Below are 26,666 nucleotides of genomic sequence, written 5' to 3' on the forward strand. Positions count from 1 at the left end.
CGCTTCGCCAAGCTGCTACGAGCAGGCAACGGTATTAACGGCCACCTGCAAAAACGGCCCATCCGAAGATGAGCCGTCTGGTACTCAGCGCAGCAGGATCAGTCCTGGCGGCTGGTCACTTCCAGCAGGTGGTAGCCGAACTGAGTCTTTACCGGACCCTGAACGGTGTTCACCGGAGCACTGAATACGACAGTGTCGAATTCCTTGACCATCTGGCCTGGACCGAACGAACCCAGGTCACCGCCCTGGCGGCTCGATGGGCAGCTGGAGTTGGCCTTGGCGATTTCAGCGAAATCAGCGCCGCCTTCGATCTGAGCCTTGAGTTCGTTGCATTTTTCTTCGCTCGAAACAAGGATGTGGCGGGCAGTGGCTTTAGCCATGGGGAATAATCTCCTGTGAAAAAAAAGAAACAGCCTACCGGATTCAGTGCGGTATTTCCCGACAAAGTTCCTTCGCTCTGTTTATCTGTAACGCAGACGGTCAACCGCGTGACGCAATAGCTGTTCGGTGCCTTCCCAGCCAAGGCAGCCATCGGTGACCGAAACGCCGTACTGCAGCGTCCCGCCCAATGCCTGGCAGCCGTCGAACAAGTGGCTCTCGATCATCATGCCGATCAGTGAGGTATTGCCGGCCAGGCGCTGTTCAAGAACATCGTTAAAGACGTGGGGCTGGCATGACGGGTCCTTGCCACTGTTGGCGTGGCTGCAATCGACCATGATTCGCGATGCGATATTGTTTTTGGTCAGGCTGGCCTGCACCCGAGCGACACTCTGGCCATCGTAGTTGGGGCCGCTGTGGCCGCCGCGCAGCACAATGTGAGTGTCCGGATTGCCCTGCGTCTGGATGATTGCCGGATGACCGTGACCGTCCATGCCGAAGTGGCGATGCGGATACGCCGCTGAACGCATTGCATCGCTGGCCACCGCGACGCCACCGTCAGTGCCATTCTTGAAGCCGACTGCCATGGGCAGCCCGCTGGCCATTTCCCGATGGATTTGCGACTCGGTGGTACGTGCGCCGATCGCGACCCAACTGAGCAGGTCATCGAAATAGCCCGCGGCCATGGGTTGCAGTATCTCGGTGGTAATCGGCAGACCCATTTGCAGCATGTCACGCATCAATTGTCGCGACAGCGCCAGGCCTTCAGCCATATCGTCACTGCCGTCCAGATGGGGATCGTACGCCAGGCCTTTCCAGCCCACTGTCGTGCGCGGTTTTTCGACGTAGGCGCGCATCACCAGCAGCATCTGATCACTGACTTGTGCCGCAAGGCCGGCCAGTCGCTCGGCATATTCACGAGCAGATTGCGGGTCATGGATCGAGCAAGGACCCACGATAACGAGTAGTCGCGAGTCTTCACCTTCAAGGATGGCGCGTACGGCGCGGCGATGGGCAGCAACCTGTTCGGTCAGCGCTGCATTCAGTGGCAGGCGCATTTTCAGTTCAAGCGTGCCGGGCAGACGTTTTGAGGAGGGGCTGTTGTCTGCCAGAGCAACGGCATGACTGGACAGGTCGGACGGTTTTACGGCAACGGACGAATTCATATTCTGGCTTCCTGGGCTGGCGGTGCAGTACCGCGCAGACCTACTGGGGTGTTCGACAAAGGGCCGTATTGGCCGGGCGTTTGTGGTTGCCACCTGGCAGTGACCGAACGGAGGCGGCAGGCTGTCCCGAACGGAGATGGCTAAATCGCCAGGCGAAGTCGATGTCGTTGCGGTAATAAGTGGCGTAATTCATGTCCTAGTCCTCAATGTGCAGCGTGATATTTAGGAAGGGTTGAAAATGCCTGACCCTGAAAAAACAAAACCCCCGGTCGGGAAGCCGACCGGGGGTAGAGAATTCTCTGGTTGGCGTCCCCTTGAAGTGGGCGCCGGATGGGTATCAGGCGCGCCAGTGGCTAAACCAATACCCATAATAAGAGTTAAGCTGAACAGGAGCATTCACCGAGGCAACCCGCACAGCCACAGCGCATGCACGGCAGGAAATGCCGGTAGCCGCTTTAAGCAGTGATGAAGTGGATTGCAGCATGGTGGGTCTCCGTTGATTGCTCCGAAGCTTACTTCAGGAGCGGCGGCGCATTCAATTGGAAAATTCAATCACCAGGATTATCAATGGCTACGAGCATTGACGTGGTGGTCCAGAGGGCGAGGGGTAAACCGCTCAACGGCTGATGACAGTTACCTGGCGGCAGGCTATGGTTCGGCCAGGCTTCTACATATTGCGCCTGCAGTCTCCGGCAGGATCAGCTACTCTTCACCCATTACTTCTTCCTGCGGGGTTTGCATGTTCGGGATGGTCCCGATCTTCATGCCCAGCAATACGGCTACCTTATGCGCTTCACCGCGCCTGCCTTTCTTGCGGCCTGCCAGCACCTGGTAAGTTGTCGCCGGATCAATGCTGTTTTCCCGAGCGAATGCCTGAACAGATTTTCCCTGTTGTTCGAGCCAGGCCTTGGCTTGTGCGGCAGTGCGTATTCCGGGCATAGTTCAAAACCGTTCAAATCTATTCAATTCCGCGGGATTCTAACATTCGTTAGGATGGCTTTAACAGGATCATAGATTCAAATGAGTGGAATCGGTTGTCGGCTGAGAAAAGAACGAGAGCGTCTGAGCATGTCTCAGCGTACCTTCGGTGAAATAGGGGGAGTTGAGGCTAACGCCCAGGGAAAGTATGAAAATGGTGATCGCGCGCCCAAGGCCGATTACCTGGCTGCGGTGGCGGCCAAAGGTGTGGATGTGCTCTATGTGCTGACGGGAGCGCGCACGCCGGTGCCGATTGACAACCTCAGTGTGATCGAAGAAAAGATTCTGGGTAATTACCGGGTGTTGGCCAAGGATGATCAGGATGCGATCAGGCGTTTGACGACGACCATTGCCGAGCTTTCCGCTCCTGAAAAGCTTCCTTAGGGCAGGCATTGCGAGGCGGACATGCAGCCTGCTTTTCTGCGGCCTGCGGTTTTTTTCCGTCGTTCTCGAAGCACCCACCGTCAAGTTGTCGAGAGTCTGAGTTCGCAGTGCTAGGTCTGACTCATTGTTTTTGTTATGGTGATTGGCATTCGTTATGACCGTTGCGCGAGGTGTCTGCTTGATTAAGGTGCTAGTTGTCGATGACCATGATCTTGTCCGGACAGGCATCACACGCATGCTGGCCGACATAGACGGTCTGCAGGTTGTCGGGCAGGCTGATTCCGGCGAGGAATCACTGAAGAAGGCGCGCGAGCTCAAGCCTGACGTTGTACTCATGGACGTCAAGATGCCGGGCATCGGTGGGCTGGAGGCGACGCGCAAGATGCTGCGCAGCCACCCTGATATCAAGGTCGTCGCAGTCACTGTCTGTGAAGAAGACCCGTTTCCGACCCGTTTGCTGCAGGCAGGTGCTGCCGGCTACATGACCAAGGGTGCGGGGCTTGCCGAAATGGTCCAGGCCATTCGCCTGGTGTTTGCCGGTCAGCGTTACATCAGCCCGCAGATTGCCCAGCAGTTGGCCTTGAAGTCGTTTCAGCCGCAGGTCAACAATTCGCCGTTCGATCTGCTTTCCGAGCGTGAAATCCAGATTGCCCTGATGATTGTCGGCTGCCAGAAAGTCCAGACCATCTCGGACAAGCTGTGCCTGTCACCGAAAACCGTTAATACCTACCGATACCGTATCTTTGAAAAGCTCTCGATCAGCAGTGATGTTGAACTGGCTTTGCTCGCTGTACGTCACGGCATGGTTGATGCCAGCGCCTGAACATGACCCAGACATTCGATCCAAGTGCATTTCTCGCGACCTGTAGCGGTCGTCCCGGCGTCTACCGTATGTTCGACGCCGAAGCTAAACTGCTTTACGTCGGCAAGGCCAAGAACCTCAAGAAGCGTCTTGCCAGCTATTTTCGCAAAACCGGACACGCGCCCAAGACCGGAGCGCTGGTGTCGCGCATCGCCCAGATTGAAACGACCATCACGGGCAACGAAACTGAAGCGCTGTTGCTGGAGCAGACCCTCATCAAGGAGTGGCGGCCGCCCTACAACATTCTGCTGCGTGACGATAAGTCCTATCCCTATGTGTTTCTGTCCGATGGTAACTACCCGCGACTGAGCATTCATCGCGGCACCAAAAAAGCCAAGGGCCGTTATTTCGGGCCTTACCCGAGTGCCGGCGCGATTCGCGAGAGCCTTAGCCTGCTGCAGAAGACCTTTCAGGTGCGGCAGTGCGAGGACAGCTACTTCAAGAACCGCACGCGTCCTTGCCTGCAATATCAGATCAAACGTTGCAAAGGGCCGTGTGTCGGGCTGGTCGAGCCTGAGGTGTATGCCGAGGACGTACGTCACTCGGTGATGTTTCTCGAGGGACGCAGCAATGCCCTGAGTGACGAACTGAACGCCTCCATGGAAAAAGCCGCGATGGCGCTCGACTTCGAACGCGCAGCCGAGTTGCGCGATCAGGTCGCCTTGTTGCGCCGCGTCCAGGATCAGCAAAGCATGGACGGCGGTACCGGCGATGTCGATGTGGTCGCCGCGTTCGTCAACCCTGGCGGTGCCTGCGTGCACCTGATCAGCGTGCGGGGCGGGCGGGTGCTGGGCAGCAAGAACTTCTTCCCGCAGGTCGGCATAGAAGAGGAGGTCGGCGAAGTGATGTCGGCATTCCTGGCTCAGTATTTCCTCGGCGGCATCGACCGTGAGCTGCCCGGCGAAGTCATCGTCAATGTCATCAACGACGATTTCCCTGCGTTCGTCGACGCCGTCGAAGAACTGCGCGGCGTCGAGATGGTTATCAGTCATCGCGTGCGCGGCACCCGGGCGCGCTGGCAGCAAATGGCGGTCACCAATGCCGAGCAGGCACTGACTGCGCGGCTGGCCAACCGTCAGCATGTTGCGTCGCGGTTCGAAGCGCTGGCCAAGGTGCTGGGGCTTGAAGATCCGCCAATGCGCCTCGAATGCTACGACATCAGCCACTCCAGTGGTGAGGCGACCGTAGCGTCCTGTGTGGTGTTCGGTCCGGAAGGCCCGATCAAGTCCGATTACCGGCGTTTCAATATCGAAGGCGTAACGGCGGGCGACGACTATGCCGCCATGCACCAGGCCTTGACCCGACGTTACAGCCGCATCAAGGCCGGGGAGGGCAAGTTGCCGGATGTGCTGCTGGTGGACGGCGGCAAGGGCCAGATGTCCATGGCCCGTGATGTGCTCAATGAATTGCAGGTGCCTGATCTGATTCTGCTCGGTGTCGCCAAGGGCACCACGCGCAAGGCGGGCTTTGAAACCCTTTACCTGAACGACGCAGCACATGAATTCACGCTGCCCGGCGATTCTCCAGCGTTGCACCTTATCCAGCAGATTCGCGACGAGGCCCACCGTTTCGCAATCACCGGTCACCGCGCGCGGCGCGGCAAGACCCGGCGCACCTCGACCCTTGAGGGCGTTGCAGGCGTCGGGCCGACCCGGCGTCGTGACCTGCTCAAACATTTCGGCGGATTACAGGAATTGTCCCGTGCCAGCATTGATGAAATCGCAAAAGCACCCGGAATCAGTAAAAAGCTGGCAGAGTCGATTTATGCAAACCTGCACAGCGAGTAGAATGCCCGCTCACCTCGTAGCCAGTTGTGCCGATGAATATCCCTAATCTGATCACCGTACTACGCGTTTTATTGATTCCGATCTTCATTTTGCTGTTCTACATGCCTTATCACTGGAGCTACATGGCCGCCAGTGCAGTCTTTGCGTTCGCTGCGGCGACCGACTGGCTCGACGGGTATCTGGCCCGCCGTCTTGAACAAAGTACGCCCTTTGGCGCCTTTCTCGACCCGGTAGCAGACAAACTGATGGTGGCCGTTGCACTGGTGCTGCTGGTTCAGGCGCATGCCAATCTGTGGTTGACGCTGCCCGCAGCGGTGATCATCGGTCGCGAAATCGTCATTTCTGCACTCCGCGAATGGATGGCGGAAATCGGCGCGCGTGCGCAGGTTGCCGTTTCCAATATGGGCAAATGGAAAACGGCGGCGCAAATGCTCGCGCTGGTCATTCTGCTGGGCAACCCACCTGCGATCACGATCTGGGTGATTCTCGGTTACGCATTGCTGCTCGTTGCAGCGGGGCTGACCCTGTGGTCGATGGTGCAATACCTCAGAGCCGCATGGCCGCACCTCAAGACTACGGCAGAAAAAAAATAAGTTTTTGAATCAAGGGCTTGACTCAGCTTTCTGAAACGCTAGAATAGCGCCCGTCATCAAGACAATGCGGGAATAGCTCAGTTGGTAGAGCACGACCTTGCCAAGGTCGGGGTCGCGAGTTCGAGTCTCGTTTCCCGCTCCAAATATAAATCCATGTATGCACAAGAGGCATATGGGATTAACAAAAAAGACGCTTAGGCGTCTTTTTTCGTTTTTGTGGTAAATATCCCGGGTTTACTTTCTTGTGATGTACTTCTGATTGTCTGAAGCAGTTTTGGCGTCCGAAGCCATATAGCCGTCGCCACCTCAAGCAGTCGAAGGAACAGTAGACCGGCTGGAGGCCATTATCGGGCACCCGCTGCGCACCTACGAAGACTTCGGCAAGGAAGCCACTGTCGGTTGAATCGCCGGCAGGGCAGCCATCCTGCCGGGTAAAAAACCCGGCAGTCAGCGCTTTAATAGTTCACCCAGGCGGTATCGTTATTGGCAGCGCTGTACCCAGCGCACACCTTCTACGCCAGTTTCGATACCCGGCTTGGTAGCCCATGCCATGCGTTGCCTCTGAACTTCGAAACTCATCTGGTCAGGGCGTCCATCCCACCATTCGATACTCGCCTTCCCGACTACTATTTATAATGTTGCTCGAACACCGCTACCTGCTCCGGTGTAATGAGTTGGAAGGGCACCCAGACCTCGGCATCGACCGGCTCGCCTTTGATCATTTTTATGGCCGATTGCAGAGCTGTGGTCGCTTGGGCCTTTGGGTCTTGAAACACCGAGGCTGCCAGCATTCCACGTTTAATTGCCGCCAGGCCATCAGGCAAGCCGTCAATGCCTACAATTGCAACTTCCCCCTTCGCTTTGCCAGCCTGTTGTAACGCCATGGCGGCGCCGATGGCCATCTCGTCGTTATTGGCCACGATGGCATCAAAGGTTCTGCCCGCCAGTAGCCAGTTACTGGTCAGGTCCATACCTTTGTTACGTTGCCATTCCGCTGTTTGCTGCTCGACGATCGTTATGCCCGGATAGTCCTTGAGCACCTGTTTGACGCCTTCGCTGCGGTCGTGTGTCGAGTTCTGCGCAAGGTCACCCATGATGAGCGCGATAGTACCTTTGCCTCCCATCTTTTCTGCCAGATAGCGCATCTGCAATTGTCCTGCCTCAATGTCGTTGGACGCCACGGTGGTAACGCCCTTGGGCAAGACGCGCTCATCCGGGTGACGGTTGACGTAGACAAGTGGCATCTTTGCCTCGACTGCTGCGCGGGTCATATTTGCCGTGGCGGCGGTGTCCACCGGCAAGACGATGACCGCATCCACTTTCTGGCTGAGAAAGCCCTGAACCTGATTGATCTGGCGAACAACATCGCCTTGAGCGTCCTCGAACTGGAGCTGCACATTCTCTTTTCTGGCAGCTTCTTCCAGACCGCTGCGCACATATGTCATGAAGTTATCGTCGACTCTGGCGATCGTGACGCCAATTCGGTAGCTCGCAGCAGCCCATTGGCTGGAAACCAGTAACAGCACGGCGATAAACAGTTTGCAGAAGGGCATGAGACGTTTCCTTTTGTTGTTATGTGTGACGTTCACCAAGACCTGTCATGAACGTTTCCAGCGCTTTTCACGAGAGCTTGCCAAGGTGTTCCTCAAGCCAGGGTGAAGGCTTTTTTGAAGCGTTCCAGTGCTGCTTCGCTGTTGCCACTGGCCCAGCCTTCAAGCCCGACGACACCCGTGTAGCCCATATCGAACAACGCTCTGGCAATGGCGGGATAATGAATTTCACCCGTACCAGGCTCTTGGCGACCTGGGACGTCGGCGACCTGGATTTCTCCTATAGCGCTGCCTGAGCGCTGGACGAGTTCGATCAGGTTTCCTTCGCCGATTTGCGCGTGATAAAGGTCCAGGTTCATTTTCAGGTGCGGGCTGCCCACGGCTTCGATCAGGGCCAATGTGTCTTCAGCGCGAGCGAACGGGGTGCCGGGGTGGTCGACCTCGGTATTCAGGTTTTCCAGCAAGAATACCCGGCCGGCCTCTTCGCCAAGGCGAGCGAGTTTTTCCAGCGTTTTGCAGGCACTCAGCCACATGCGTCCATTGACATGAGCCACCGGATTGACGGGCAGACCTTTGTCGTCAAGGCCCGTGCCATGCAGGTTCAGGCTCGGGCAATTGAGCCGGGCGGCAACCGCGAGGGATTCGCGTGCGCTGTCCAGCAGGTGCTGGATTGCGTCGGCATCGGTCAGATTGCCGTGGGTGTAGCCGGTCATGGAGGTGAAATTCGCCCCTGTGGCAGCCAGCGCTGCGATGTCCTTATTGGCCCAGCTCCATATTTCGGCGCTGAAGCCCAGCTCGTGAATACGCCTGACACGCTCGGTGAAGGGTAAATCCAGGAACACCATCTCGGCGCTGACCGCTAATGTGAACGGTATGGAGCTCATGCGCAGACTCCTCGTGACACCGCCACCGGTCGGCCTTGCTGGAACGACTCGATGCAGGCGCGGGCAATGGCCAGCGCCGCTCGGGCATCTTCGCCACTGGCCAGGGGTTTGGCCCCGGTACGCAGGCAGTCGGCAAAATGATTGAGTTCGGCGATGTAGGCGTCACGCAGCAGGTCGGTGTCCAGTCGTTGGGAGTCGGCCTGTATGCCATTGGCCAGATAACGGGTCAGATCAGATTCACTGACGTTGCCCATAGTCAACATGCCGGCACTGCCGAAGACCTCGCCCCGGACGTCGTAACCGTAGACCGCCTGAAAGCTGGCTTCAGCGGTGGCAATGGCACCGTTGTCGAAACGGATCATCACCACCGCTGTGTCCAGAAACCCATTGTTCTTGTAATCCGGTGCAATCAGCGCATCAGCCATAACGAACACGCTGACTGCCTCGGCACCGGGGTTCAGGTAGCGCAGGGTATCGAAGTCATGAATCAGCGTTTCAAGAAAGATCACCCATTGCGGCGAGGCTGCCGGATTGTTCAGCGCAGGATCGCGGGTTAACGAGCGCAACAGTTGCGGTGTACCTATACGCCCCTCAACCACGTTCAGATGAGCCGTACGAAAGCTTTTGGCGAAGCGACGGTTGAAACCGACTTGCAAGGGCACGCCGGCATCGGCGGCCGCAGCGATAGCGCGGTCGGCTTCCTCGAGAGTGATCGCCATGGGTTTCTCGCAAAAAACGCCCTTGCCGGCCCGCGCCGCGCTGATGACTAATTCTGCGTGGCTGCGCGCGGGGGCAGCGATCAGCACGCCATCCAGGTCTGGGTCGTCCAGCAATTGCTGAGGGTCGGTGTAAACCCGATCTACCCCTAACTCTGCGGCCAGACGCGACGCCTGGCCCGGAGTGGGGTCGGCGATGGCCGCAAGGCAGGCACCGGGAACATGGTGGGCGGCGGTCTGGCCGTGGAAGCTGCCCATGCGGCCGGCGCCAATCAGACCAAGGCGGAGAATTTTTTTGCTCATGAAATAACCCTTTTTAATTGTTGTTCGATTATTTCCCGGCCGTAAGCGCGCCGGGCAAAGGGGGAAGAGCAAAGGCTATGCCATAACTTAAGCTATTGATTTTAAACGTTTATTAAAAATTTCCAGTCAAAAAGTGTTCATTTTAATGACATGTCTATACTGACATGTTGAATATATAAACATGGATACATCAATGTCCTCACCGTCTGCGACCTTCAGCGTGCAAGACCTCGGATACCTCACCGCATTGGGGACTGTGGCACTCAACAGCGGTCCCATACCCGAACTGGAGCAGGCCTGGCGGGCGCGCCTGAGTGGCGTTGACGAGCGCCCGGCGACGGTCAGGAAGGTTATTTGGGATTCCTGGGGACGCAGCATCGCAGGCGGCGTGAACCCTGAAGACCGCGACTACCGGTTTGTCGACCCTCAACACCTTGCGGCTACTCTGGCGGCCAATCGGGTTTTGATTGCCGCAGCAGCTCAAGTGATGCGCGGCTTGCTTGCCTATAACCCGAGAGGCCATATCAACCTCACCGATGCTGAGGGCACCACACTGTATTTTTGCGGGCTGGATCTGACGCCGGTGGGTACGCGTTTGCTGGAGTCGGTGCAGGGCACCAACTGCACCGGGCTGGCCCTGGCTGAAGATTCCCTGGTGTATGTACTGGCAGAGGAAAACTTCGGTACAGGCCTTCGTCAGCGGCGAATGCATTGCGCTGCGGCGCCCATCCGCAATGCCCAAGGCAAGACCCTGGCGATGCTGACCCTGACCGCAGAACCTGGCTGGTTCCATTTTCATACGCTCGGCACTGTCCAGGCGGCGGCCGAGGCCGTCTCGCGGCAAATGGCCTTGCAGGCGCTGCTGGAAGAACAGCAAACCGTGCTCGAAGTGCTCAACGAAGGTTTGGTGGTACTGGACGAACGAGGCTGTATAAAAGCGCTCAATCGCTATGCCCGGCAGCTTTTTCGGGTCGGCCTGGATTTGCTGGGCAGCCCGTTCCAGCGTCTGGGACGCAGTGATTTGAACGGACAGATTCTGGCGCGTATCGGTGAAGGGCTGCGGGACCTGGACTGCACCTTTGAACTGCATGATTTCAGCCAGTTGTCCTGTCTGGTTTCGGTATGCCCACTGGAGCAGGGCGGGCGCGTGGTGTCGCTGCGAGAAAATCGGCGCATTCGGGAGATCACCCGGCGAATTATCGGCACTCAGGCCCGTTACACGTTCGAGACCATTCAGGGCCGTTCACGGGCGATTGCAGATGCCGTGCATTTCGGGCGGATCGCCAGTCGCAGCGATTCCACCACCTTGATTCTTGGCGAAAGCGGCACCGGCAAGGAGTTGTTCGCCCAGGCGATCCATAATGCGAGTGACCGCAATAGCGGGCCTTTTGTAGCGGTCAACTGTGGCGCGATTCCCCGGGACCTGGTGCAAAGCGAGCTGTTCGGCCATGTCGAGGGCGCATTCACGGGTTCGGCTAAAGGCGGGTCGGCGGGCAAGTTCGAACTGGCCGATGGCGGCACGATCTTTCTTGATGAGATCGGCGACATGTCCTTCGACGCGCAGGTCAGCCTGTTACGGGTGTTGCAAGAGGGCGAAGTAACCCGGGTCGGGGCGAAAAGCTCGCGACCAGTGGATGTACGCATCATTGCCGCCACTCACCGTAACTTGAGTCAGGCAGTGGCCGAAGGCGCCTTTCGTGAAGATCTGTATTACCGACTCAACGTGCTCAACCTGACCGTACCGCCGCTGCGTATGCGTAGGGAAGACATTGCCTTGCTGGCGCAACATTTTCTTGATCGTTGTGCCCGTTCATTGCGCAAGTCAGTGCTGGGGCTTTCTGCGCAAGCCCTGGAATTGCTGGTGGCTTATAGCTGGCCGGGCAACGTGCGAGAGCTGGAAAACAGCATTGAGCGCGCGACCAATCTGGCCACGGGTGAGCTCGTCCAGCCCGCCGATCTGCCCCTTGAAATCAGGCAGCGGAGCGGCCCCGCGGTGCCGGGCCGGCTGCCAGTACCTTTGGCGGCCCATGACCTTGGCACCCACGAAATGCACGCGATTATTGCGGCGCTCGAAAGCACCCGAGGCAACATTCGCCTCGCTGCTCGACAGCTGAACGTTTCCCGCGGCGGGCTGTACAACAAAATGAGTCGATTCGGCTTGAACGCCGCCGATTTTCGAGGGCTCTGACGCCGGTCAGGCGTCGGTATTCTCCGAGGTCACGATCTGTAGCGGTACATACACCCGGTGCCTGAGCGGATCGAAGCTGTTGACGGTCTGCAACTCGATCAGCAGATTTACCAGTGCCTCGGCAATTTGAAGAGGCTGGGAGTCGATCACCACGTCAACCAGCCCGTTCGCGAGTGCGAGGCGCGACAGTTCGGTGGACTCCTGCAAAATGCAGCACAGCGCTGGACGTCTGGGCAGTTGCGAGAGAGCACTGATGATGCCGTCGCCACCACCGCCCACCACGCACAGCCCGCGCAGATCGTCATGATTGCCCAGCAATTCCAGGCTCGCCTCTTCGGTGATATCACAGTTGTCGAGGTTGATCAGCGGCACCAGAGGACGTAACCCCGGCGCATGTTCTGCCAGGTAACTGTGTAGCCCTTCAACCCGCGCCTGATGACCGAGAAAGCGATGGCCGCCGAGCAGAATGCCGATGCTGCCTTTGCGAGCACCGCAGGTACGTGCCAGCAGCCAGCCCATGGTGCGTCCGACCTGATAATTGTCCTGACCGACGTAAGGCTCATCGGCCTTCTCATGAATGTCTGAAAGCAGCGCTATCACCGGGACGCCAGCCTGGCGAATCTGTTCAAGAGCAGCGTTGATCAGCGGGTGGGCAAAGCTGACCACCGCCAGGCCGTCACATTGCACTGCCAGTTGTTCGAGTTGGGCAACGATGGCGGCCGGGCTGCGATCAGTCACGTATTCGAACTGGCAGGTCAGGTTGGCCCCGATACGACGTTGCGCGGCCTGGCCAATGGCCTGAGCGAGGTTGGCATAGAACGCCTGGGCGGTGTTCAGCAACAGAATGCCGAAACGGTAAGTGGGACGTTGCTCGACAATGCGCTGCGCAATCAGCCGTGCGGCGAAATAACCCACTGCTTCCGCGGCCTTCAGCACCTGCTCGGCGGTAGCGGGGTTTACCGGAGCGCGGGCGTTGAGCACGCGATCGACAGTCGCGACACTCAAGCCTGCCTGCGCGGCAACAGTCGCGATGGTGGGGCGCTTATTGTTATTCATGACATGCCCTTGAAGCGGCTTGATAGAAAACTATCAAGCACCGCAGATGCTCGATGATAGCTTGATAGTGAATGTATTCAAGGCCTTGAGAGGGGGTGGGTGCTCTCTATATTTTCTTACGCAAAGTTCCTGAAACCTCACACTTGCGGAGAATAATAACAATGCCTCAAGACACTGCAGCCTGTCAGCGCGACTATAGCCTGACCGGCCCCGAAGCTGCCCGTGCAGCGGAAAAAGGCCTGGTATCTGCCGAGTGGTACCAGTCGCCCATATCCCGTCAACGCATGAAACAATTGATGCAGCGCCGCGACGGCCCGGCCTTGCTCGACACTGCCATTTGGTTGCTGGCGCTGCTGGTCAGCGGTTTTGGCGGCTACTGGTTCTGGGGTTCCTGGGCATGTGTGCCGTTCTTCCTGGCTTATGGCGTTCTTTACGCCACAGCCTCCAACCCGCGCTGGCACGAGACTGGCCACGGCACCGCGTTCAAGACCCGGTGGATGAATGACGGGTTGTACCAGGTGGCCAGTTTCATGTGCATGTTCGAGCCACATGTATGGCGCTGGAGCCATGCGCGGCATCATACCGACACTATCGTGGTAGGTCGCGACCCGGAAATTGTCGAGCCACGGCCGCCGAGCCTTGTGATGATGTTCCTGAGCCTGTTTCAGATTCCCTTACTGATCAAAACAATGGGCGGCGTGTGCCGACATGCTTTTGCGCACATGAGCGAGCAAGAGAAGGATTTCATCCCGGTGTCCGAATGGCCCAGAGTGTTTCTGGCCGCGCGTATCTGGCTCGCTATTTATGCCGGAGTGGTTGCTGCGGCACTGTATCTGCAAAGCTGGTTACCCCTCATGTACGTCGGTTTGCCCATGCTTTATGGCGGCTGGCTGTCTTACCTGTTCGGCCTTACTCAACATGTGGGGCTGGCTGAAGACGTGCTCGATCATCGCAGCAACTGCCGCACTATCTACATGAACCGCGTGCTGCGCTTTCTGTACATGAACATGAACTACCACCTTGAGCACCATATGTACCCGATGGTGCCGTATCACGCGTTGGCGCAACTTCATGAAGAGATCCGCCACGACTGTCCGCCGCCTTATGCCAGCCTCGGCGAAGCCTTCAAGGAAATTATTCCAACCCTCCTGAGGCAGCGCCGCGACCCGACCTACTTCATCAAGCGCCAGGTGTCACATGCTTCAGCGTCTGCCACCGCCGTACGTCCCCAGCCTGAAGCGACCTCCGGCTGACACTTTCCGGTTGTTCCCGAACGAGAGAGAAAAACCATGAACAATCAATGGATTGATGTATGCGCCGTGGGCGAAATTGATGAAGAAGACGTCATTCGCTTCGATCACGGCCCGCATACCTATGCCGTATACCGTTCCGCCGACAACGAATTTTTCGCCACGGCGGGCCTGTGCACCCACGAAAAGATTCACCTCGCCGACGGGCTGGTAATAGATCACGTCATCGAATGCCCTAAACATAACGGCCGCTTCGACTATCGCAATGGCAAAGCCCTTGGAGCACCCGTGTGCGTCAATCTCAAGACCTTTGCCGTACGGGTCGAAGCCGGGCGGGTTTTGCTTGCGGTCAGTGACTGAATATCAGGAGTGCATGCCATGAATGCTCCATTGATTATCGTGGGCGCGGGTCATGCAGGTGGCCGTGCAGCGCTGACCTTGCGCGATCAGGGTTACGCCGGCCGACTGATACTGATCGGCGCCGAGCCGCACGTGCCGTATGAGCGTCCACCTTTGTCCAAGGGCGTGCTGCGATGCTCCGTGGACCTGGCCGGTTGCAGTCTGTGTGCGGACACGCGCCTCACTGAGCTGGGTATCGAGCATCTGACCGACAATCCGGTAAAGAGCCTCGACCCGCAGGGTCATCGCCTGCAGTTGGCTGACGGCGATGAGTTGCCTTACAGCCGATTGCTGTTGGCGACCGGGGGCAGGGCGCGTTGCCTGGCACAGATCCCCAGGCACCTGAGCAATGTTTTCTACCTGCGCACCCACGATGAAGCATTGGCGTTGCGGGGTGCCTTGATCCACGGTTCACGCCTGGTGATCATCGGTGCCGGGTTCATTGGCCTTGAAGTTGCGGCGACGGCGCGGGCTCTAGGCTGCCAGGTGACGTTGCTCGAAGCAGGCCCTCGTCTGGCCGGGCGCGTCTTGCCTGAAGAAGTGTCCCGAGCATTGCTGGATTTGCATCGGCAGCACGGCGTCGATGTACAACTCAATGTCGTGCTTGAAGGCGTGCAAGGCAATGAGCGCGCCGAGTCAGTGCTGCTGGTCGACGGCCGGAGTGTGCCTTGTGACGCAGTGGTTGTCGGCGTTGGCATGCAGCCGAACATCGAGCTTGCAGTAGCGGCTGGCCTTGCCGTGGGGCAAGGGATTCGTGTCGACGATCGACTGCGCACCAGCGCCCCGGACATCTTCGCCGCCGGTGATGTGTGTGAGTATCGCCTGCACCCCGAGGGGGTGTACCAGCGGCAGGAGACCTGGCGCAACGCCGAAGCGCAGGGGCGCCACAGCGCATTGAATATGCTGGGGTACGATCTTCCTTTCCAGGACGTGCCCGGCTTCTGGTCCGATCAGTACGACTGGAGCGTGCAGACAGTCGGTGTAACCACGCAGCCCCTGCCTTCAGCCAGCCGCGCATTGGCCTGCGGAGGGCGGTTGCTGTTCTACCTGGATGCGCAACAACGACTGCAGGGTGCCTGTGGCCTGGCGATGGGCAACAGCGTTGCCAAAGGTATCAAGCTGTGTGAGCGCCTGATCGTTGCCAGAACTCCGCTGAGCGTCACCATGCTCAACGACCCCGAGTGTTCGCTCAAACAACTGCTGAGGCTCTGACATGGACACATTTCTGGTATTTCAGTCGCTATGGGCCATGCAGGACCATCGTGGCCAATGTGACCTTCCCGTCGAGGCGCAACTGGACAGAATTGCCGCCGCCGGCTTTGACGGGATCACCGACCATTACTGGCATGCCCCCGATGTCATGCGGCTGCATGCCGCCGCAGAGGCCCGTGGCTTACAGATTGAAGGTCAGCTATTCCCACAGACAGTGGCCGATCTGGACAGGGCGCTTGAAGTTGCTTGCCGCTACGGTTGTCACCACCTGACTCTGCAGGCCGATGCACGTCCGCGGACGCTGGCCCAGGCGATCACGTTGATCGAGGGCTGGCAGCGTCTGGCCGAGCAGGTGGACTTTCCGGTTCTGCTGGAAACTCACCGTTACCGCCTTACCAGTGATCTGTTGTTTACCCTCGACGTGCTGGCGCAGATGCCGGACCTCAAACTGCTGGCTGATTTGTCCCACTACGTGGTAGGTCGGGAGTTGCCCGAGTCGGCGACGGCCGAGGACGACGAGCACATTCACAGCATCTTGCGCCATAGTTGGGGGTTTCACGGCCGTATAGCCAATAGTGAACAAGTGCAGGTGCCGTTGAGCTTTGCACAACACCGTCCCTGGCTTGAGCGGTTTTCAGCCTGGTGGCGTTACGGTATCGAAGATTGGCTGGCTCGACCGAATAAACCAGCCAGCCTGTCTTTCACGTGCGAGCTGGGCCCACCCCCGTATGCAATCACAGGGAGTGACGGGCGCGAAATTTCAGATCGCTGGAGCGAGGCACTGTTACTCAAGGATCTGATTCGCGGAATCTGGAATGATTGCCGGGCAAGGGTCTGACGGGTTCACCCCGCTTGATGTGAATAGTGAACTCTTCAAAAGCATACCGATGTGTACATTTTAGGTTGACGACCCATCGCCAACGGTTTAAAACTATACACGTCGGTACAGTTTTGGTGGTCTCGCAGTTCATTGCAGACTGACACATATCCAGAACAGTCCGGCAGCGCCTCGCAGAGCAGTCTGATGATGATCGATTGAATGCCGTGCAACGCGGTACGTCGCGATCATGGATGGCCCTGCATCAGGCAAGAGAGTGCTCCAAGATACAGTTCCTCTGGAAAACGTGCTTCTGGATAAACAGTCCCGGGATATTACCAGTGCCCTTCAAAGGTACTGCCCGTGACGGTGCGTGCCTGATAGTCGTCGGGCTCGGGGATTGACGGTGAGTGCTTGAATTTCAATAACCTGATCACGCTGGAGAGTTCTGCATGCACTACGTTAAAAACATGAAGTTGGCCGGGCTGTTGTTATTGGTTTTTCTGGTCACAGGGTGTGCCAGTCACGAGCCGTCGCCTTATTCAGGAATCGAGTCATCACTTGAAATGCGGCCCAACAAACAGGACAGCTCGGGTCGTATTCCCTTCAAGTACTCGACGTCAGTCAACTGGAACCAATACGATAAGGTAATGCTTGAACCCGTGGTGATCTACTCGGGAGCGGATGCGCAATTTTCAGACCTGGAGCGCAACGAAAAGACCGTCCTGGCTAACGACATGACGGTCAGGTTCTCTGAAGCCCTGGGCAAGCATTTCCGGTTCACCGACACACCTTCACGCGGGACAATGCGCATTCGCCTCACCCTGACCGGGGCCGAGACCACTGTTACCGGGCTGTCTACATTCTCCCGATTCGATATCGGCATGGGGTCATATAACCTCGTTCAGGCCTCCAGAGACCGTGAAGGTACGTTTACCGGGTCCGTCAGCTATGCCGTCGAGATATACGATGCGTCCACTTCGCAGCTTCTGGAGTCCTATGTCACTCGGCAATATCCAAAGGTTTATGACATAAGCTCGACCTTCGGGCGTTTGTCGGCGGCGCAGGCGGGTATTTCCAGAGGCGCGGATGAGCTGATTGAGTTGTTGCTCTCAAAGTAAAGCAGCCTTGGAAAGCCCGGCCTGATAATCGGGTCTTCCTGTCAGTCAGACACCTGAGAACTGAAAATGCTATTTGTGAATAATAAAATAAATATAAATCAAAAATAATAATATTAGCTTATGACCAAATAGAATTATATTTTCGAAATTGATTCCGTTATGTTTGGTTTCAACAGCCTACCCCTTACCTCGGATGGTACCAATCGTTATCAGGATTCTGCGCATCAGGCCGCCGTCGAGTGCGCCATGACCGAGGGATAAACCATTCCCCTCAAGCAGAATCGTTGGAAGGGAGTTCAACGTATGTTGCCTGTTCAATCCTGCCACTGGCTTTATTCCTCTCGCCCTGCTGTTGACAGGCGCTGCGCGTCACTTCTGCCGCCAACCGGCTTCTCACCCCACCGCTAGCTCATCGCGCAGGTTTTACCTGCACAGCCTGAAACGTGCGTACCGCGCTGTCCCTACGACAGCAGGAACGCCCGACTTTGCGATTTGCATGCATGGCTTCAATGACGGCCATGTCTGGAGTGAATATGAAGCAAGCTTTACACCGTGCCCGAGCCTCGACTGCCGTGCTGGGCTACTGCCCGCTGGCGTTGGCGATAGGGAGCGTTTTGCTGTCAGGGACGATTCAGGCCGAGGAAAAAACCTCCGAGGATGAGCGTCGTACCTTGTCCACCGTGGTGGTCACCGGTAATCGCGGTGCCGAGCAACGCACCGTGACCAGCAGCCCGGTGCCGATCGATGTGGTCAGTGCCAAACAATTACAGAGTACTGGCAAGCCCGGCCTGATGGAGGCTTTGAGCGCGGTCATCCCATCTCTGACACTGCCGGAAAAAACCGGTTGGGACGCCAGCGGCATTGCCCGTGCGCCCAACTTGCGTGGTTTGAGTGCCGCCGAGGTGCTGGTGTTGGTCAATGGCAAACGCCGCCATACCAGCGCGACTCTTAATATCAATGGCATCAACACCGGCGCTGCGCCGGCAGACCTGGATCTGATCCCGATCAGCGCCATTGATCATGTAGAAGTGCTGCGTGACGGTGCCGCGGCTCAATATGGCTCCGATGCCATTGCCGGGGTGATTAACGTCATTCTCAAGGCCGACACCAGCGGCACCTCGGTGACCAACGCCGGGCTCGGTTATGACGGCAAGAAGCAGACCGTGCAGCAAAGCCTCAATAAAGGCTTCGAGATTGGCGACGGCGGTATCGTGCAACTGGCGCTGGACGCCCGCAGCCAGAATGACGACAACAAGGCCAGCGCCAATGGCTACAGCTACGAACAAGCCTACGACCTGGCGGGCAAGTCCACGTATGGCGGTTACGGCACGCCGAAGACCAATCTGTTGACTCTGGGTTACAACGCCGAGCTGCCGATCGATGACAGTTTCAGTCTGTATTCCTTCACCACCTATTCGCATCGCAAGGCCGAGCAGGGGCAGAATTTTCGCCTACCGACCATTACCAATACGATCACCACCGGGCCCAATGGTTATCCGGCGGGATACACACCGACCTGGTACATCGACGAAGACGATTTTCAGGCTGCGTTTGGTGGCAAAGGCACGCTTGGTGAATGGGACTGGGATCTGTCCAGCACGTACGGGCGCAACGAGGCGGAGCAGGGCACCACGCATAACCAGAACCCGTCGCTGGGTGAGGCCACGCCCAACAGCTTCACATCAGGAACGTGGATTTCCACCGAGCTGACCACCAACCTGGATTTCAAGCGCGGCTTTGACATCGGCCTGCAAAAGCCCCTCGACGTGTCCTACGGCCTTGAACATCGACGCGACACGTATGAGGTGCAGGCGGGCGACTATGAATCCTATGCCAACGGCGGTTACTGCATTGCACCGGGCAACTGTGCATCGTCAGGTGCGCAGGTCACCAACGGCATTTCGCCGGATGAAGAAAGCAGCGCCTCGCGCAACAGTGTCGCCAGTTATGTCGACGTGGGCTTTAACCCTGTGCCTGACTGGTATGTCGGCAGCGCACTGCGCTATGAACATTACAACCAAGGTGTGGGCGCGACCCGCAGCGGCAAGCTGACCACACGCTACGACTTCACCCCGCAGTTCGCCGTTCGCGCCACCGTCAGCAATGGCTTTCGTGCGCCATCCCTGGCCAACAGTCTGTTCAGTGCACGTTCGACCACTTACGGCGTGGTGGACGGCGTGTATCAGTCGATCAATTACGGCGTATTGCCGACCGGCTCGGGTGCCGCCAGAGCGTTGGGTGCCGAGGACCTCAAGCCGGAGCGCTCCACCAATTTCAGCCTCGGTTTCACCCTGACGCCTACCGATCAGTTGACCCTGACCGCCGATGCCTACGTGATCAATCTGCGTGACCGCATCACTCTGACCGGCACCCTGCTGGGTGATGAGGTCACTCAGGTGCTGCTCAACAACGGCATCGATTCGACGTCGGGCGGCCAGTATTTCATCAACGGTGCCGACACCCGCACCAAGGGGCTGGATCTGGTCAGCAACTACCGTCAGGACCTTGGGCAGTACGGGTCAGTGAAGTGGACAGCGGCGTTCAACTGGAACCAGACAAAGATCCTTAGCTACAAGGAATCCACCTCTATCCTCGGTACGTCCTATGAGCTGATGGACCGCGAGGCCCGCAATCTGATTACTGGCGTGCAGCCGCGTACCAAACTGATTCTGGGCGGCGACTGGAGCATCGAGCGCTTCAACCTGAACCTGACGCTGACCCGGTACGGTTCCTACAAAGAGGTCAATTCCTCAGCCAATCGCGATCTGGATCGGGTGTACAGCGCCAAGTGGATCACCGATCTGGACCTCGGCTACAACCTCAGCAAAAACCTCAACGTTGCCATCGGCGCAAAGAACCTGTTCGACATCTATCCAAAGAAACAGGGGGTTCCCAGCAGCACCATGGTCAGCAGTTACGGCACCTATTCGCCCTACGGTTTTACCGGCGGTTACTACTACACCCGGCTGACTTACGCCTTTTAAGGCCAGCACCTGAAAACCCCCATTGAGTGCGAGGAACAAGCATGCCCACTGTCGCCAAACCCTATGACTTCATCGACGAGCCCAGCCGGTACCCGCTGCGCCAGAGCCGGGTAGCACAACCACCGATCAAGGCGTTGCAAGTAGTACCCGCCCGGCATCCCGGTCGCTGGGTGGGGTCGATATTCGCTGCACTGGTGCTGGTCGCCATCGTGCATTCGCTGGCGACCAATCCGCGCTGGGAGTGGGGCGTGTTCGGGCAATGGTTCTTCTCGCCGTCAGTGCTGCGCGGCCTGGCCCAGACGTTGCTGCTGACACTGCTCAGCACCGTGTTCAGCATCATTCTCGGCACGGCGCTGGCGCTGGCACGCCTGTCGGGCTCACCGCTGCTGGCGGCGCTGGCCTGGGGCTACATCTGGTTTTTCCGCTCGATGCCGGCGCTGCTGGTGTTGATCATTCTCTACAACTTCGCCTACCTGTACGACCACATCTTACTGGGTGTGCCGTTTACCGATCTGGTCTTCGCCGAATGGTCAACGGTCGACGTGCTCAGTCAATTCACCGTGGCGGTCCTGGGCTTGAGCCTGATGCAGGCGGCGTATACCGCAGAAATCATTCGTGGCGGGCTGATCGGTGTCGATGCTGGCCAGCATGAAGCCGCCGCAGCCCTGGGCTTGCCGGCTTCGCGTCGGGTTTTCCGCATCATTCTGCCCCAGGCACTGCGCTCGATCCTGCCTTCGGGCTTCAACGAAATCATCGGCCTGGTCAAAGGCACTTCCATTGTTTACGTGCTGGCCTTGCCAGAGCTGTTTTACACCGTGCAGGTCATCTACAACCGTACCCAGGCGGTGATTCCGCTGCTGATTGTTGCCACCGTCTGGTACCTGATCATCACCACGCTGTTGACCAGCGCGCAGTACTACGTCGAGCGACACTTTGCTCGTGGCACGGCGCGTGTTTTGCCGCCCACGCCCTTGCAGCGAGTGCGCGGCTGGTTGAAGGAGAAGCATCATGAGTGAAGCCTCTGCACCCGTGCGCGCAGGGCGCATTCAGATCCAGGGCGTGGGCAAACGCTTTGGCAGCCAGCAGGTGCTCAAGGACATTGACCTGAGCATTGAACCGGGCAAGGTCACGGTGATTCTCGGGCCGTCCGGCTCGGGCAAGTCCACGCTGTTGCGCACCATCAACCACCTGGAAAAGATCGACAGCGGTTACATCACCATCGACGGCGACTACGTTGGTTATCGGCGCAAGGGTGATCTGCTCTATGAGCTCAAGGAGCGTGAAATCCTCAAGCGGCGCATCAAGGTCGGCTTCGTGTTTCAGAATTTCAACCTGTTCCCGCACCTCACCGCCTGGGAAAACATTGCTGAAGCACCGTTGGCCCATAAACGCTGGAGCAAGGCCGAGGCGCAGGCAAGAGCAGGTGAACTGCTGGCCAGGGTTGGCCTGGCAGACAAGGTGGACGCTTACCCACGCCAGCTTTCCGGGGGCCAGCAACAGCGCGTCGCCATTGCCCGTGCGTTGGCGCTGGACCCCAAGGTGCTGCTGTTTGATGAACCTACCTCAGCCCTCGACCCCGAGCTGGTCGGCGAGGTGCTGGATGTCATCAAAGGGCTCACGCAACTGGGTGTCACGCTGGTGGTAGTGACCCACGAGATCGGTTTTGCCCGGGAAGTGGCGGATCACGTGGTGTTTCTGTGCGATGGCCAGTTGATTGAGCAAGGGCCGCCGGAACAGGTTTTCCACCATCCCCGACACCCTCGCACCGCTGCCTTTCTCGGCAAGGTGCTGTGAATTTCCCGCTTTCAAGGAGTGATTGCTGATGCTAGTGAATACCGCCCGCGTAGCCCTGCTGACGATAGCCGTCAGCGTGGCGCAAAGTGCTTTTGCTTCCACCGCGCAACCGGTCGACCTCAGTCCTGACCGACAACGCATTCATGTACCGCGTAACGAAGCGGCCATTGCGCAGATCCCGGCGGGCTTCAAGTTTGCCCAGCCAGGCAAGTTCACCGTGGCCGTCTCCGGTGTGGCGGGGCCGCCCCTGGCGCTGCTGGCCAATGATGACAAGACCACCATCGGCAGCGAGGCCGACACCGCGCAACTGGTGGCGGACAGCCTGGGCCTGCAATTGAACGTGGTGCAGACCAGTTGGGAGGACTGGCCACTGGGCGTCAGTTCGGGCAAATACGACGCAGTCATCAGTAACGTCACCGTGACCGAAGCGCGCAAGAAACGCTTCGATTTCGCCACCTACCGCCAGGATGTCCTGGGCTTCTATGTCAAGACCAACAGCAAAATCAGCGAGATAAAACAGGCGTCGGACATCGCGGGGCTGAAGATCATCGTCGGCTCCGGCACCAATCAGGAAAAGGTTCTGTTGGCGTGGAACGAGGCTAACGAAAAGGCTGGTATCAAGCCTGCGCTGTTGCAGTATTTCGATGATCAGGCGGCTGCGCAGCTTGCCATTCAGTCGGGGCGCAGTGATGCGCTGTTCGGGCCCAATTCGGTGTATGCCTACTCGGCCGCCATCACCGGAGGCATCAAGCGGGTCGGCACGGTTAACGGCGGCTGGCCATTGCAGGCTGATATCGCAGTGACCACGCGCAAGGACAACGGTCTGGTCAAACCGATTCATACCGCCCTTGAAGGCGCGATTGCCGGCGGGCAGTACGAGCAAGTGTTGCAGCGCTGGGGCCTGGATGTGGAGCGCGTCGACAAGTCGCTGATCAACCCGCCCGGCTTACCGGATTGAGGACTTCAAGGGAGCAAATGATATGGGACTGACACGACGTGAAGCACTTTCCAGCATTGCTGCGGTAGGTGGCGAAAAAGCCGTCAAGGACGCGCTTGCGGTACTGGGGCTGGGGCCTTCATCACACCGGCGGCCAAAACCTCTGAAACTCGGAAACGGGCTGGGGCAGGGCACTCGCGTACTGGTGCTGGGTGCCGGAATCGCCGGGCTGGTGACTGCGCTGGAATTGACGCGGGCAGGGTTTACTGTGCAAGTGCTGGAGGCCCGTGATCGAGTGGGCGGCCGCAACTGGACGTTGCGCAGCGGCGATCAGGTGGACTACAAGGACGGTCGCACGCAGACCGTGGGCTTTGATCCCGGGCTGTATTTCAATGCCGGGCCAGCGCGGATTCCCAGCCAGCACCGCACGCTGCTCGACTATTGCAGCGAGCTGGGGGTGCCGCTTGAAGTGCTGGTCAACAGCAGCCATGGCGCTCAGGTCCGCCCGGACCTGCAACAGCCCGCGTTCACTGTCGGCCAGGCTATCAACGACGCCCGCGGCCACCTCTCGGGTCTACTGGCCACGGCGGTGCAGCGCGATGCTCTGGACGATGTGTTGAGCGGCGAAGAGCGTCAGCGCCTGTTGGCGTTTTTGCAGGTGTATGGCGACCTCTCGCAGGAACTGGCTTATGAGGGCAGCCTGCGTTCTGGACATCAGGAGTCGCTCTCGCATCCGGGGGCATTGCCGACCAGTGCGCAGCCGGTAGGGCTGGAGCGCCTGCTGCATCCCGAGCTGTGGGGCGCGCTGCTGCACACTGAGTTTCCCGAGTTCTCGGCGACCATGTTTCAGCCGGTCGGCGGTATGGACCGCATCACCGACGCCTTTTACCAGCGCCTCACTGAACAGGTGCAACTGGGCGCGCAGGTGCGCCAGATTCGTCAACTGGAAGACGGTGTGGCGGTCACCTATCACGACAGACACAGCGGCCGCGAACAGGTAGTACGCGCCGATTATCTGGTGTCGACCCTGCCGTTGCCGTTGCTGGCCAGGCTGGATACCGACTTCAGTAATCCGGTAAAGGCCGCTTTGCTGAGCACCCGCAACGATCAGGCGACCAAGGTGGCGTGGCAATCCCCGCGCTTCTGGGAAACCGATTACCGCACCTATGGCGGGTTGTCCTGGATCGACCATCCGGCGCGCCTGCTGTGGTACCCGAGCAATGACTTGAACACCCGCGATGGCCTGCTCGTCGCCGGTTACGTGACCGGGGAGGGTGCCGACGTGTTCGGCGCGAAACCGTTCGAGGCGCAATACGCAGCCTCCAGAGAGGCGGTCGAACTGCTGCATCCCGGTTACTCGCATCACTTGCGTAACCCGTTGGCCGTGTCCTGGGAGCAGATTCCTTATAGCGAAGGCCCGTGGCTGCAACGCGAACATTTCCCGGCCGACGCCAGCGCCTTGCTGGATGAACCTCATGGCCGGGTTTACTTCGCTGGCGACGGGCTGGTGCAGAGCGGCGTGGGTATCTGGCAGGAATCAGCCGCCAATTCGGCGCGCCATGTGGTCGGGCAACTGGCCGAGCGGGTCATCCAGCAACGACAGACGGCGGCCCTCACGGCGTCCTGAGCCTTTATTGCAGCATCAACATCCATTGAGGAGTGACACCATGAGCGACAGCATTCAACGTACCAGCGTCGGCGATTTTCCAATCTCGCAAACCGTGACCGTGCCTGCCTCGGCCAGCCTGGTGTTCATCAGCGGCACTTTGCCCGACCTTGCCGACCCACACGCTCCGGCGGGTACGCCTGCCGCCTATGGCAACACTGAAGTGCAGAGCGTTTCGGTGTTCAACAAACTGCGCAATATCCTCCGGCAACAGGACCTTGATCTGGGCGATATCGTGCAGTTGCGGGTGTTTCTGGTGGGGGCCGAGGAAACCGGCGGCAAGCTTGACTTTGCAGGCCTGCAGGCCGGTTACACGCAGTTTTTCGGCACCCCCGAGCAACCCTTGAAACCCGCGCGCACCGCTTTGCAGGTAGTGGCGCTGCCGTTGCCCGGTGCGCTGATCGAAGTGGAAGCGGTAGCGGCCAGGCAGGCTTGAGCACCTTTCCTTCCCGGTAGCCTTTAAAGCGAGGGCTTCGATGGATCAGCCTTTATCGGGCACAACGTTTTCCCAGTGCATCAGTAGATCTTCGCGCAGCATGCCCAATGCCTGTCGTTGGGTCTTCAGGTCTGGTGAGAAAAATGCCGCATCAAATATGATGCCCATTCGCTCCTGGCTCTGCTCTGCTTGCAATTGCGCCTTTTTCGCCTGCTCGGGTTGCATGTCCGAGAAACTGAACACCGGGAGCATATTGCGTGACCAGCTCTCGGGCAAAGGCTGGCCGCTGGCGAGCAAGGCACCGGCATAACACTCAGCCAATTGCTGCGAGCCGCGCATCATTCCGGCTCTGTACAACTCCTGCTCGGTGCGGCTTGACGCAAGCCGGGGATAGATCTGGGCAGCGGCTTTGGCGACTTCACTGATGGCGTCATCGTCGCCGCCGAAGAACGCTTTCAGCAGCGTATCTTCGCCGACAGCACCTTCAATACGTTTCGCCGCAGCGGGCCATGAGTCTCCTGTGGCCAGTTTGAAACCGTGATAGGGGTCTTTGGCCAGAGGGATAGGCAAGAGGCGTTTCGGCGTGGGTAGTTTTTCCGTCAGATGAGTGGTCAGGCCTTCGTTCAAGGCTTTCCAGTGCCGATGATCAATGTGACGACCCCTGAACTCCGGGTGGGTGTAACAGTGTATGAACTCGTGCCCTGCGACCTCGGCCGGGTGACTTTCAAGCGCAATGTTGGGGTTCAGCTTCACCTGACGGGTTTTAACGTTCCACTGACCTGCGACGCCAGGGGGAATGTCGTGAGTGACGTCTGCCTTTGCTTTGAAACAGTTACTGTCTTTGGGAATGTAGGCGCCGTAACGCTCCAGAACCGTTCTGTTTCCCTGATCCAGATCGTTCTGAGAAGAGCGATGCTTTAAACTCATGGCCGCCCATATACTGCCTCCAGGATCTTTTGCAAAATCATCCGGATGCCTTGTCAATCGACATCCTGTCGAGAGCGCAAGGGTTCCTACCATCAGTTTCACAAAAAGCCTGACTGGATCAATCCCCGGCTCTCGCCGAGCGCGTGCGGCTCCATTGTTGTCTGCAGCCGCGCTGCCTGAGTTTTCCTGAGCCGCCTGCGGTTCTCCACCTGACGATGTGCCGGACGCTCGTAGGCGTAGCGACGATGGCGCGTCCATCGGTGGCAGTGATCGCTGAC

General features: G+C 58.4%; 23 protein-coding genes, 1 tRNA gene and 1 pseudogene. 17 read left to right on the plus strand and 8 right to left on the minus strand.

The window, feature by feature from the left end:
* Positions 1-98 precede the first annotated feature (98 nt).
* The 3 genes from RYC18_RS10770 to RYC18_RS10780 all read right to left on the minus strand — a co-directional run bounded on the left by RYC18_RS10770 (position 99) and on the right by RYC18_RS10780 (position 2,483).
* Positions 99-380, minus strand: a complete 282-nt coding sequence (locus tag RYC18_RS10770) for a peptidylprolyl isomerase (RefSeq protein ID WP_002553340.1) — start codon at positions 378-380, stop codon at positions 99-101.
* Between the two features lie 81 nt (positions 381-461).
* Positions 462-1,544: a 3-deoxy-7-phosphoheptulonate synthase gene (locus RYC18_RS10775; RefSeq protein WP_316885847.1), complete on the minus strand. Its 1,083-nt coding sequence runs from the start codon at positions 1,542-1,544 to the stop codon at positions 462-464.
* A gap of 702 nt (positions 1,545-2,246) precedes the next feature.
* Complete coding sequence (locus RYC18_RS10780) at positions 2,247-2,483, minus strand: DNA-binding protein (protein WP_005746417.1); 237 nt, start codon at positions 2,481-2,483, stop codon at positions 2,247-2,249.
* Positions 2,484-2,612: 129 nt separating this feature from the next.
* Here RYC18_RS10780 and RYC18_RS10785 point away from each other — a divergent pair, with 129 nt between their 5' ends.
* The 5 genes from RYC18_RS10785 (at position 2,613) to RYC18_RS10805 (ending at position 6,290) form a co-directional block, all read left to right on the plus strand.
* Positions 2,613-2,906 carry a helix-turn-helix domain-containing protein gene (locus RYC18_RS10785; RefSeq protein WP_005746418.1) on the plus strand — a complete coding sequence of 98 codons (294 nt, stop codon included), beginning with the start codon at positions 2,613-2,615 and terminating at the stop codon, positions 2,904-2,906.
* Between the two features lie 178 nt (positions 2,907-3,084).
* Positions 3,085-3,729, plus strand: coding sequence for a UvrY/SirA/GacA family response regulator transcription factor (uvrY, locus tag RYC18_RS10790; protein WP_002553344.1), 645 nt, complete (start codon positions 3,085-3,087; stop codon positions 3,727-3,729).
* Positions 3,730-3,731: 2 nt separating this feature from the next.
* Positions 3,732-5,555, plus strand: coding sequence for an excinuclease ABC subunit UvrC (gene uvrC, locus RYC18_RS10795; RefSeq protein WP_316885855.1), 1,824 nt, complete (start codon positions 3,732-3,734; stop codon positions 5,553-5,555).
* A 32-nt stretch (positions 5,556-5,587) separates the two neighbouring features.
* Positions 5,588-6,148: a CDP-diacylglycerol--glycerol-3-phosphate 3-phosphatidyltransferase gene (gene pgsA, locus RYC18_RS10800; RefSeq protein WP_002553346.1), complete on the plus strand. Its 561-nt coding sequence runs from the start codon at positions 5,588-5,590 to the stop codon at positions 6,146-6,148.
* A gap of 66 nt (positions 6,149-6,214) precedes the next feature.
* Positions 6,215-6,290: transfer RNA gene (locus RYC18_RS10805), tRNA-Gly, on the plus strand.
* Between the two features lie 484 nt (positions 6,291-6,774).
* Here the strand turns inward: RYC18_RS10805 and RYC18_RS10810 are convergent.
* The 3 genes from RYC18_RS10810 to RYC18_RS10820 all read right to left on the minus strand — a co-directional run bounded on the left by RYC18_RS10810 (position 6,775) and on the right by RYC18_RS10820 (position 9,601).
* Entirely contained in the window at positions 6,775-7,701 is a 927-nt protein-coding gene (locus RYC18_RS10810) for a sugar ABC transporter substrate-binding protein (protein ID WP_005732034.1), read from the minus strand.
* A 92-nt stretch (positions 7,702-7,793) separates the two neighbouring features.
* Complete coding sequence (locus RYC18_RS10815) at positions 7,794-8,582, minus strand: TIM barrel protein (RefSeq protein ID WP_005746422.1); 789 nt, start codon at positions 8,580-8,582, stop codon at positions 7,794-7,796.
* The gene (locus RYC18_RS10820) at positions 8,579-9,601 is read right to left on the minus strand and encodes a Gfo/Idh/MocA family oxidoreductase (protein ID WP_005746423.1); all 1,023 of its coding nucleotides are present in this window, start codon (positions 9,599-9,601) and stop codon (positions 8,579-8,581) included. The genes RYC18_RS10815 and RYC18_RS10820 overlap by 4 nt, the downstream gene beginning before the upstream one ends.
* A 193-nt stretch (positions 9,602-9,794) precedes the next feature.
* Here RYC18_RS10820 and RYC18_RS10825 point away from each other — a divergent pair, with 193 nt between their 5' ends.
* Entirely contained in the window at positions 9,795-11,789 is a 1,995-nt protein-coding gene (locus RYC18_RS10825; protein WP_005746424.1) for a sigma-54 interaction domain-containing protein, read from the plus strand.
* A gap of 6 nt (positions 11,790-11,795) precedes the next feature.
* On the opposite strand, the pseudogene RYC18_RS10830 reads toward RYC18_RS10825, so the two are convergent.
* Positions 11,796-12,886 (minus strand): annotated as a pseudogene (locus tag RYC18_RS10830) (LacI family DNA-binding transcriptional regulator).
* Between the two features lie 120 nt (positions 12,887-13,006).
* Between RYC18_RS10830 and RYC18_RS10835 the strand changes: the two are divergent.
* The 11 genes from RYC18_RS10835 to RYC18_RS10885 all read left to right on the plus strand — a co-directional run bounded on the left by RYC18_RS10835 (position 13,007) and on the right by RYC18_RS10885 (position 25,461).
* Complete coding sequence (locus tag RYC18_RS10835; RefSeq protein WP_005746425.1) at positions 13,007-14,098, plus strand: fatty acid desaturase family protein; 1,092 nt, start codon at positions 13,007-13,009, stop codon at positions 14,096-14,098.
* Between the two features lie 36 nt (positions 14,099-14,134).
* Positions 14,135-14,455, plus strand: coding sequence for a MocE family 2Fe-2S type ferredoxin (locus RYC18_RS10840; RefSeq protein WP_003376651.1), 321 nt, complete (start codon positions 14,135-14,137; stop codon positions 14,453-14,455).
* An 18-nt stretch (positions 14,456-14,473) separates the two neighbouring features.
* Positions 14,474-15,706, plus strand: coding sequence for an NAD(P)/FAD-dependent oxidoreductase (locus RYC18_RS10845; RefSeq protein WP_005746427.1), 1,233 nt, complete (start codon positions 14,474-14,476; stop codon positions 15,704-15,706).
* Position 15,707: 1 nt separating this feature from the next.
* Positions 15,708-16,544 (plus strand): sugar phosphate isomerase/epimerase family protein, encoded by an 837-nt coding sequence (locus RYC18_RS10850; protein ID WP_005746428.1) that lies wholly within the window; start codon positions 15,708-15,710, stop codon positions 16,542-16,544.
* 431 nt (positions 16,545-16,975) lie between these two features.
* Positions 16,976-17,644, plus strand: coding sequence for a DUF3313 domain-containing protein (locus tag RYC18_RS10855; protein ID WP_005746429.1), 669 nt, complete (start codon positions 16,976-16,978; stop codon positions 17,642-17,644).
* Positions 17,645-18,177: 533 nt separating this feature from the next.
* A complete protein-coding gene (locus RYC18_RS10860) occupies positions 18,178-20,628 on the plus strand; it encodes a TonB-dependent receptor (protein ID WP_316885878.1) in 2,451 nt (816 codons plus the stop codon).
* A 41-nt stretch (positions 20,629-20,669) separates the two neighbouring features.
* The gene (locus tag RYC18_RS10865) at positions 20,670-21,644 is read left to right on the plus strand and encodes an amino acid ABC transporter permease (protein ID WP_005746431.1); all 975 of its coding nucleotides are present in this window, start codon (positions 20,670-20,672) and stop codon (positions 21,642-21,644) included.
* Positions 21,637-22,422, plus strand: a complete 786-nt coding sequence (locus RYC18_RS10870) for an amino acid ABC transporter ATP-binding protein (protein WP_316885880.1) — start codon at positions 21,637-21,639, stop codon at positions 22,420-22,422. The genes RYC18_RS10865 and RYC18_RS10870 overlap by 8 nt, the downstream gene beginning before the upstream one ends.
* A 28-nt stretch (positions 22,423-22,450) precedes the next feature.
* Positions 22,451-23,380 (plus strand): ABC transporter substrate-binding protein, encoded by a 930-nt coding sequence (locus RYC18_RS10875; RefSeq protein WP_005733125.1) that lies wholly within the window; start codon positions 22,451-22,453, stop codon positions 23,378-23,380.
* A gap of 22 nt (positions 23,381-23,402) precedes the next feature.
* Positions 23,403-24,986 carry a flavin monoamine oxidase family protein gene (locus RYC18_RS10880; RefSeq protein WP_005746432.1) on the plus strand — a complete coding sequence of 528 codons (1,584 nt, stop codon included), beginning with the start codon at positions 23,403-23,405 and terminating at the stop codon, positions 24,984-24,986.
* Between the two features lie 40 nt (positions 24,987-25,026).
* Positions 25,027-25,461, plus strand: coding sequence for a RidA family protein (locus RYC18_RS10885; RefSeq protein ID WP_005733123.1), 435 nt, complete (start codon positions 25,027-25,029; stop codon positions 25,459-25,461).
* A gap of 45 nt (positions 25,462-25,506) precedes the next feature.
* Here RYC18_RS10885 and RYC18_RS10890 read toward each other — a convergent pair whose 3' ends face one another.
* Positions 25,507-26,388, minus strand: a complete 882-nt coding sequence (locus tag RYC18_RS10890; protein WP_005777017.1) for a hypothetical protein — start codon at positions 26,386-26,388, stop codon at positions 25,507-25,509.
* Positions 26,389-26,666 lie beyond the last annotated feature (278 nt).

This window comes from Pseudomonas syringae group sp. 247E2, assembly GCF_032587795.1.
GTDB lineage: Bacteria > Pseudomonadota > Gammaproteobacteria > Pseudomonadales > Pseudomonadaceae > Aquipseudomonas > Aquipseudomonas amygdali.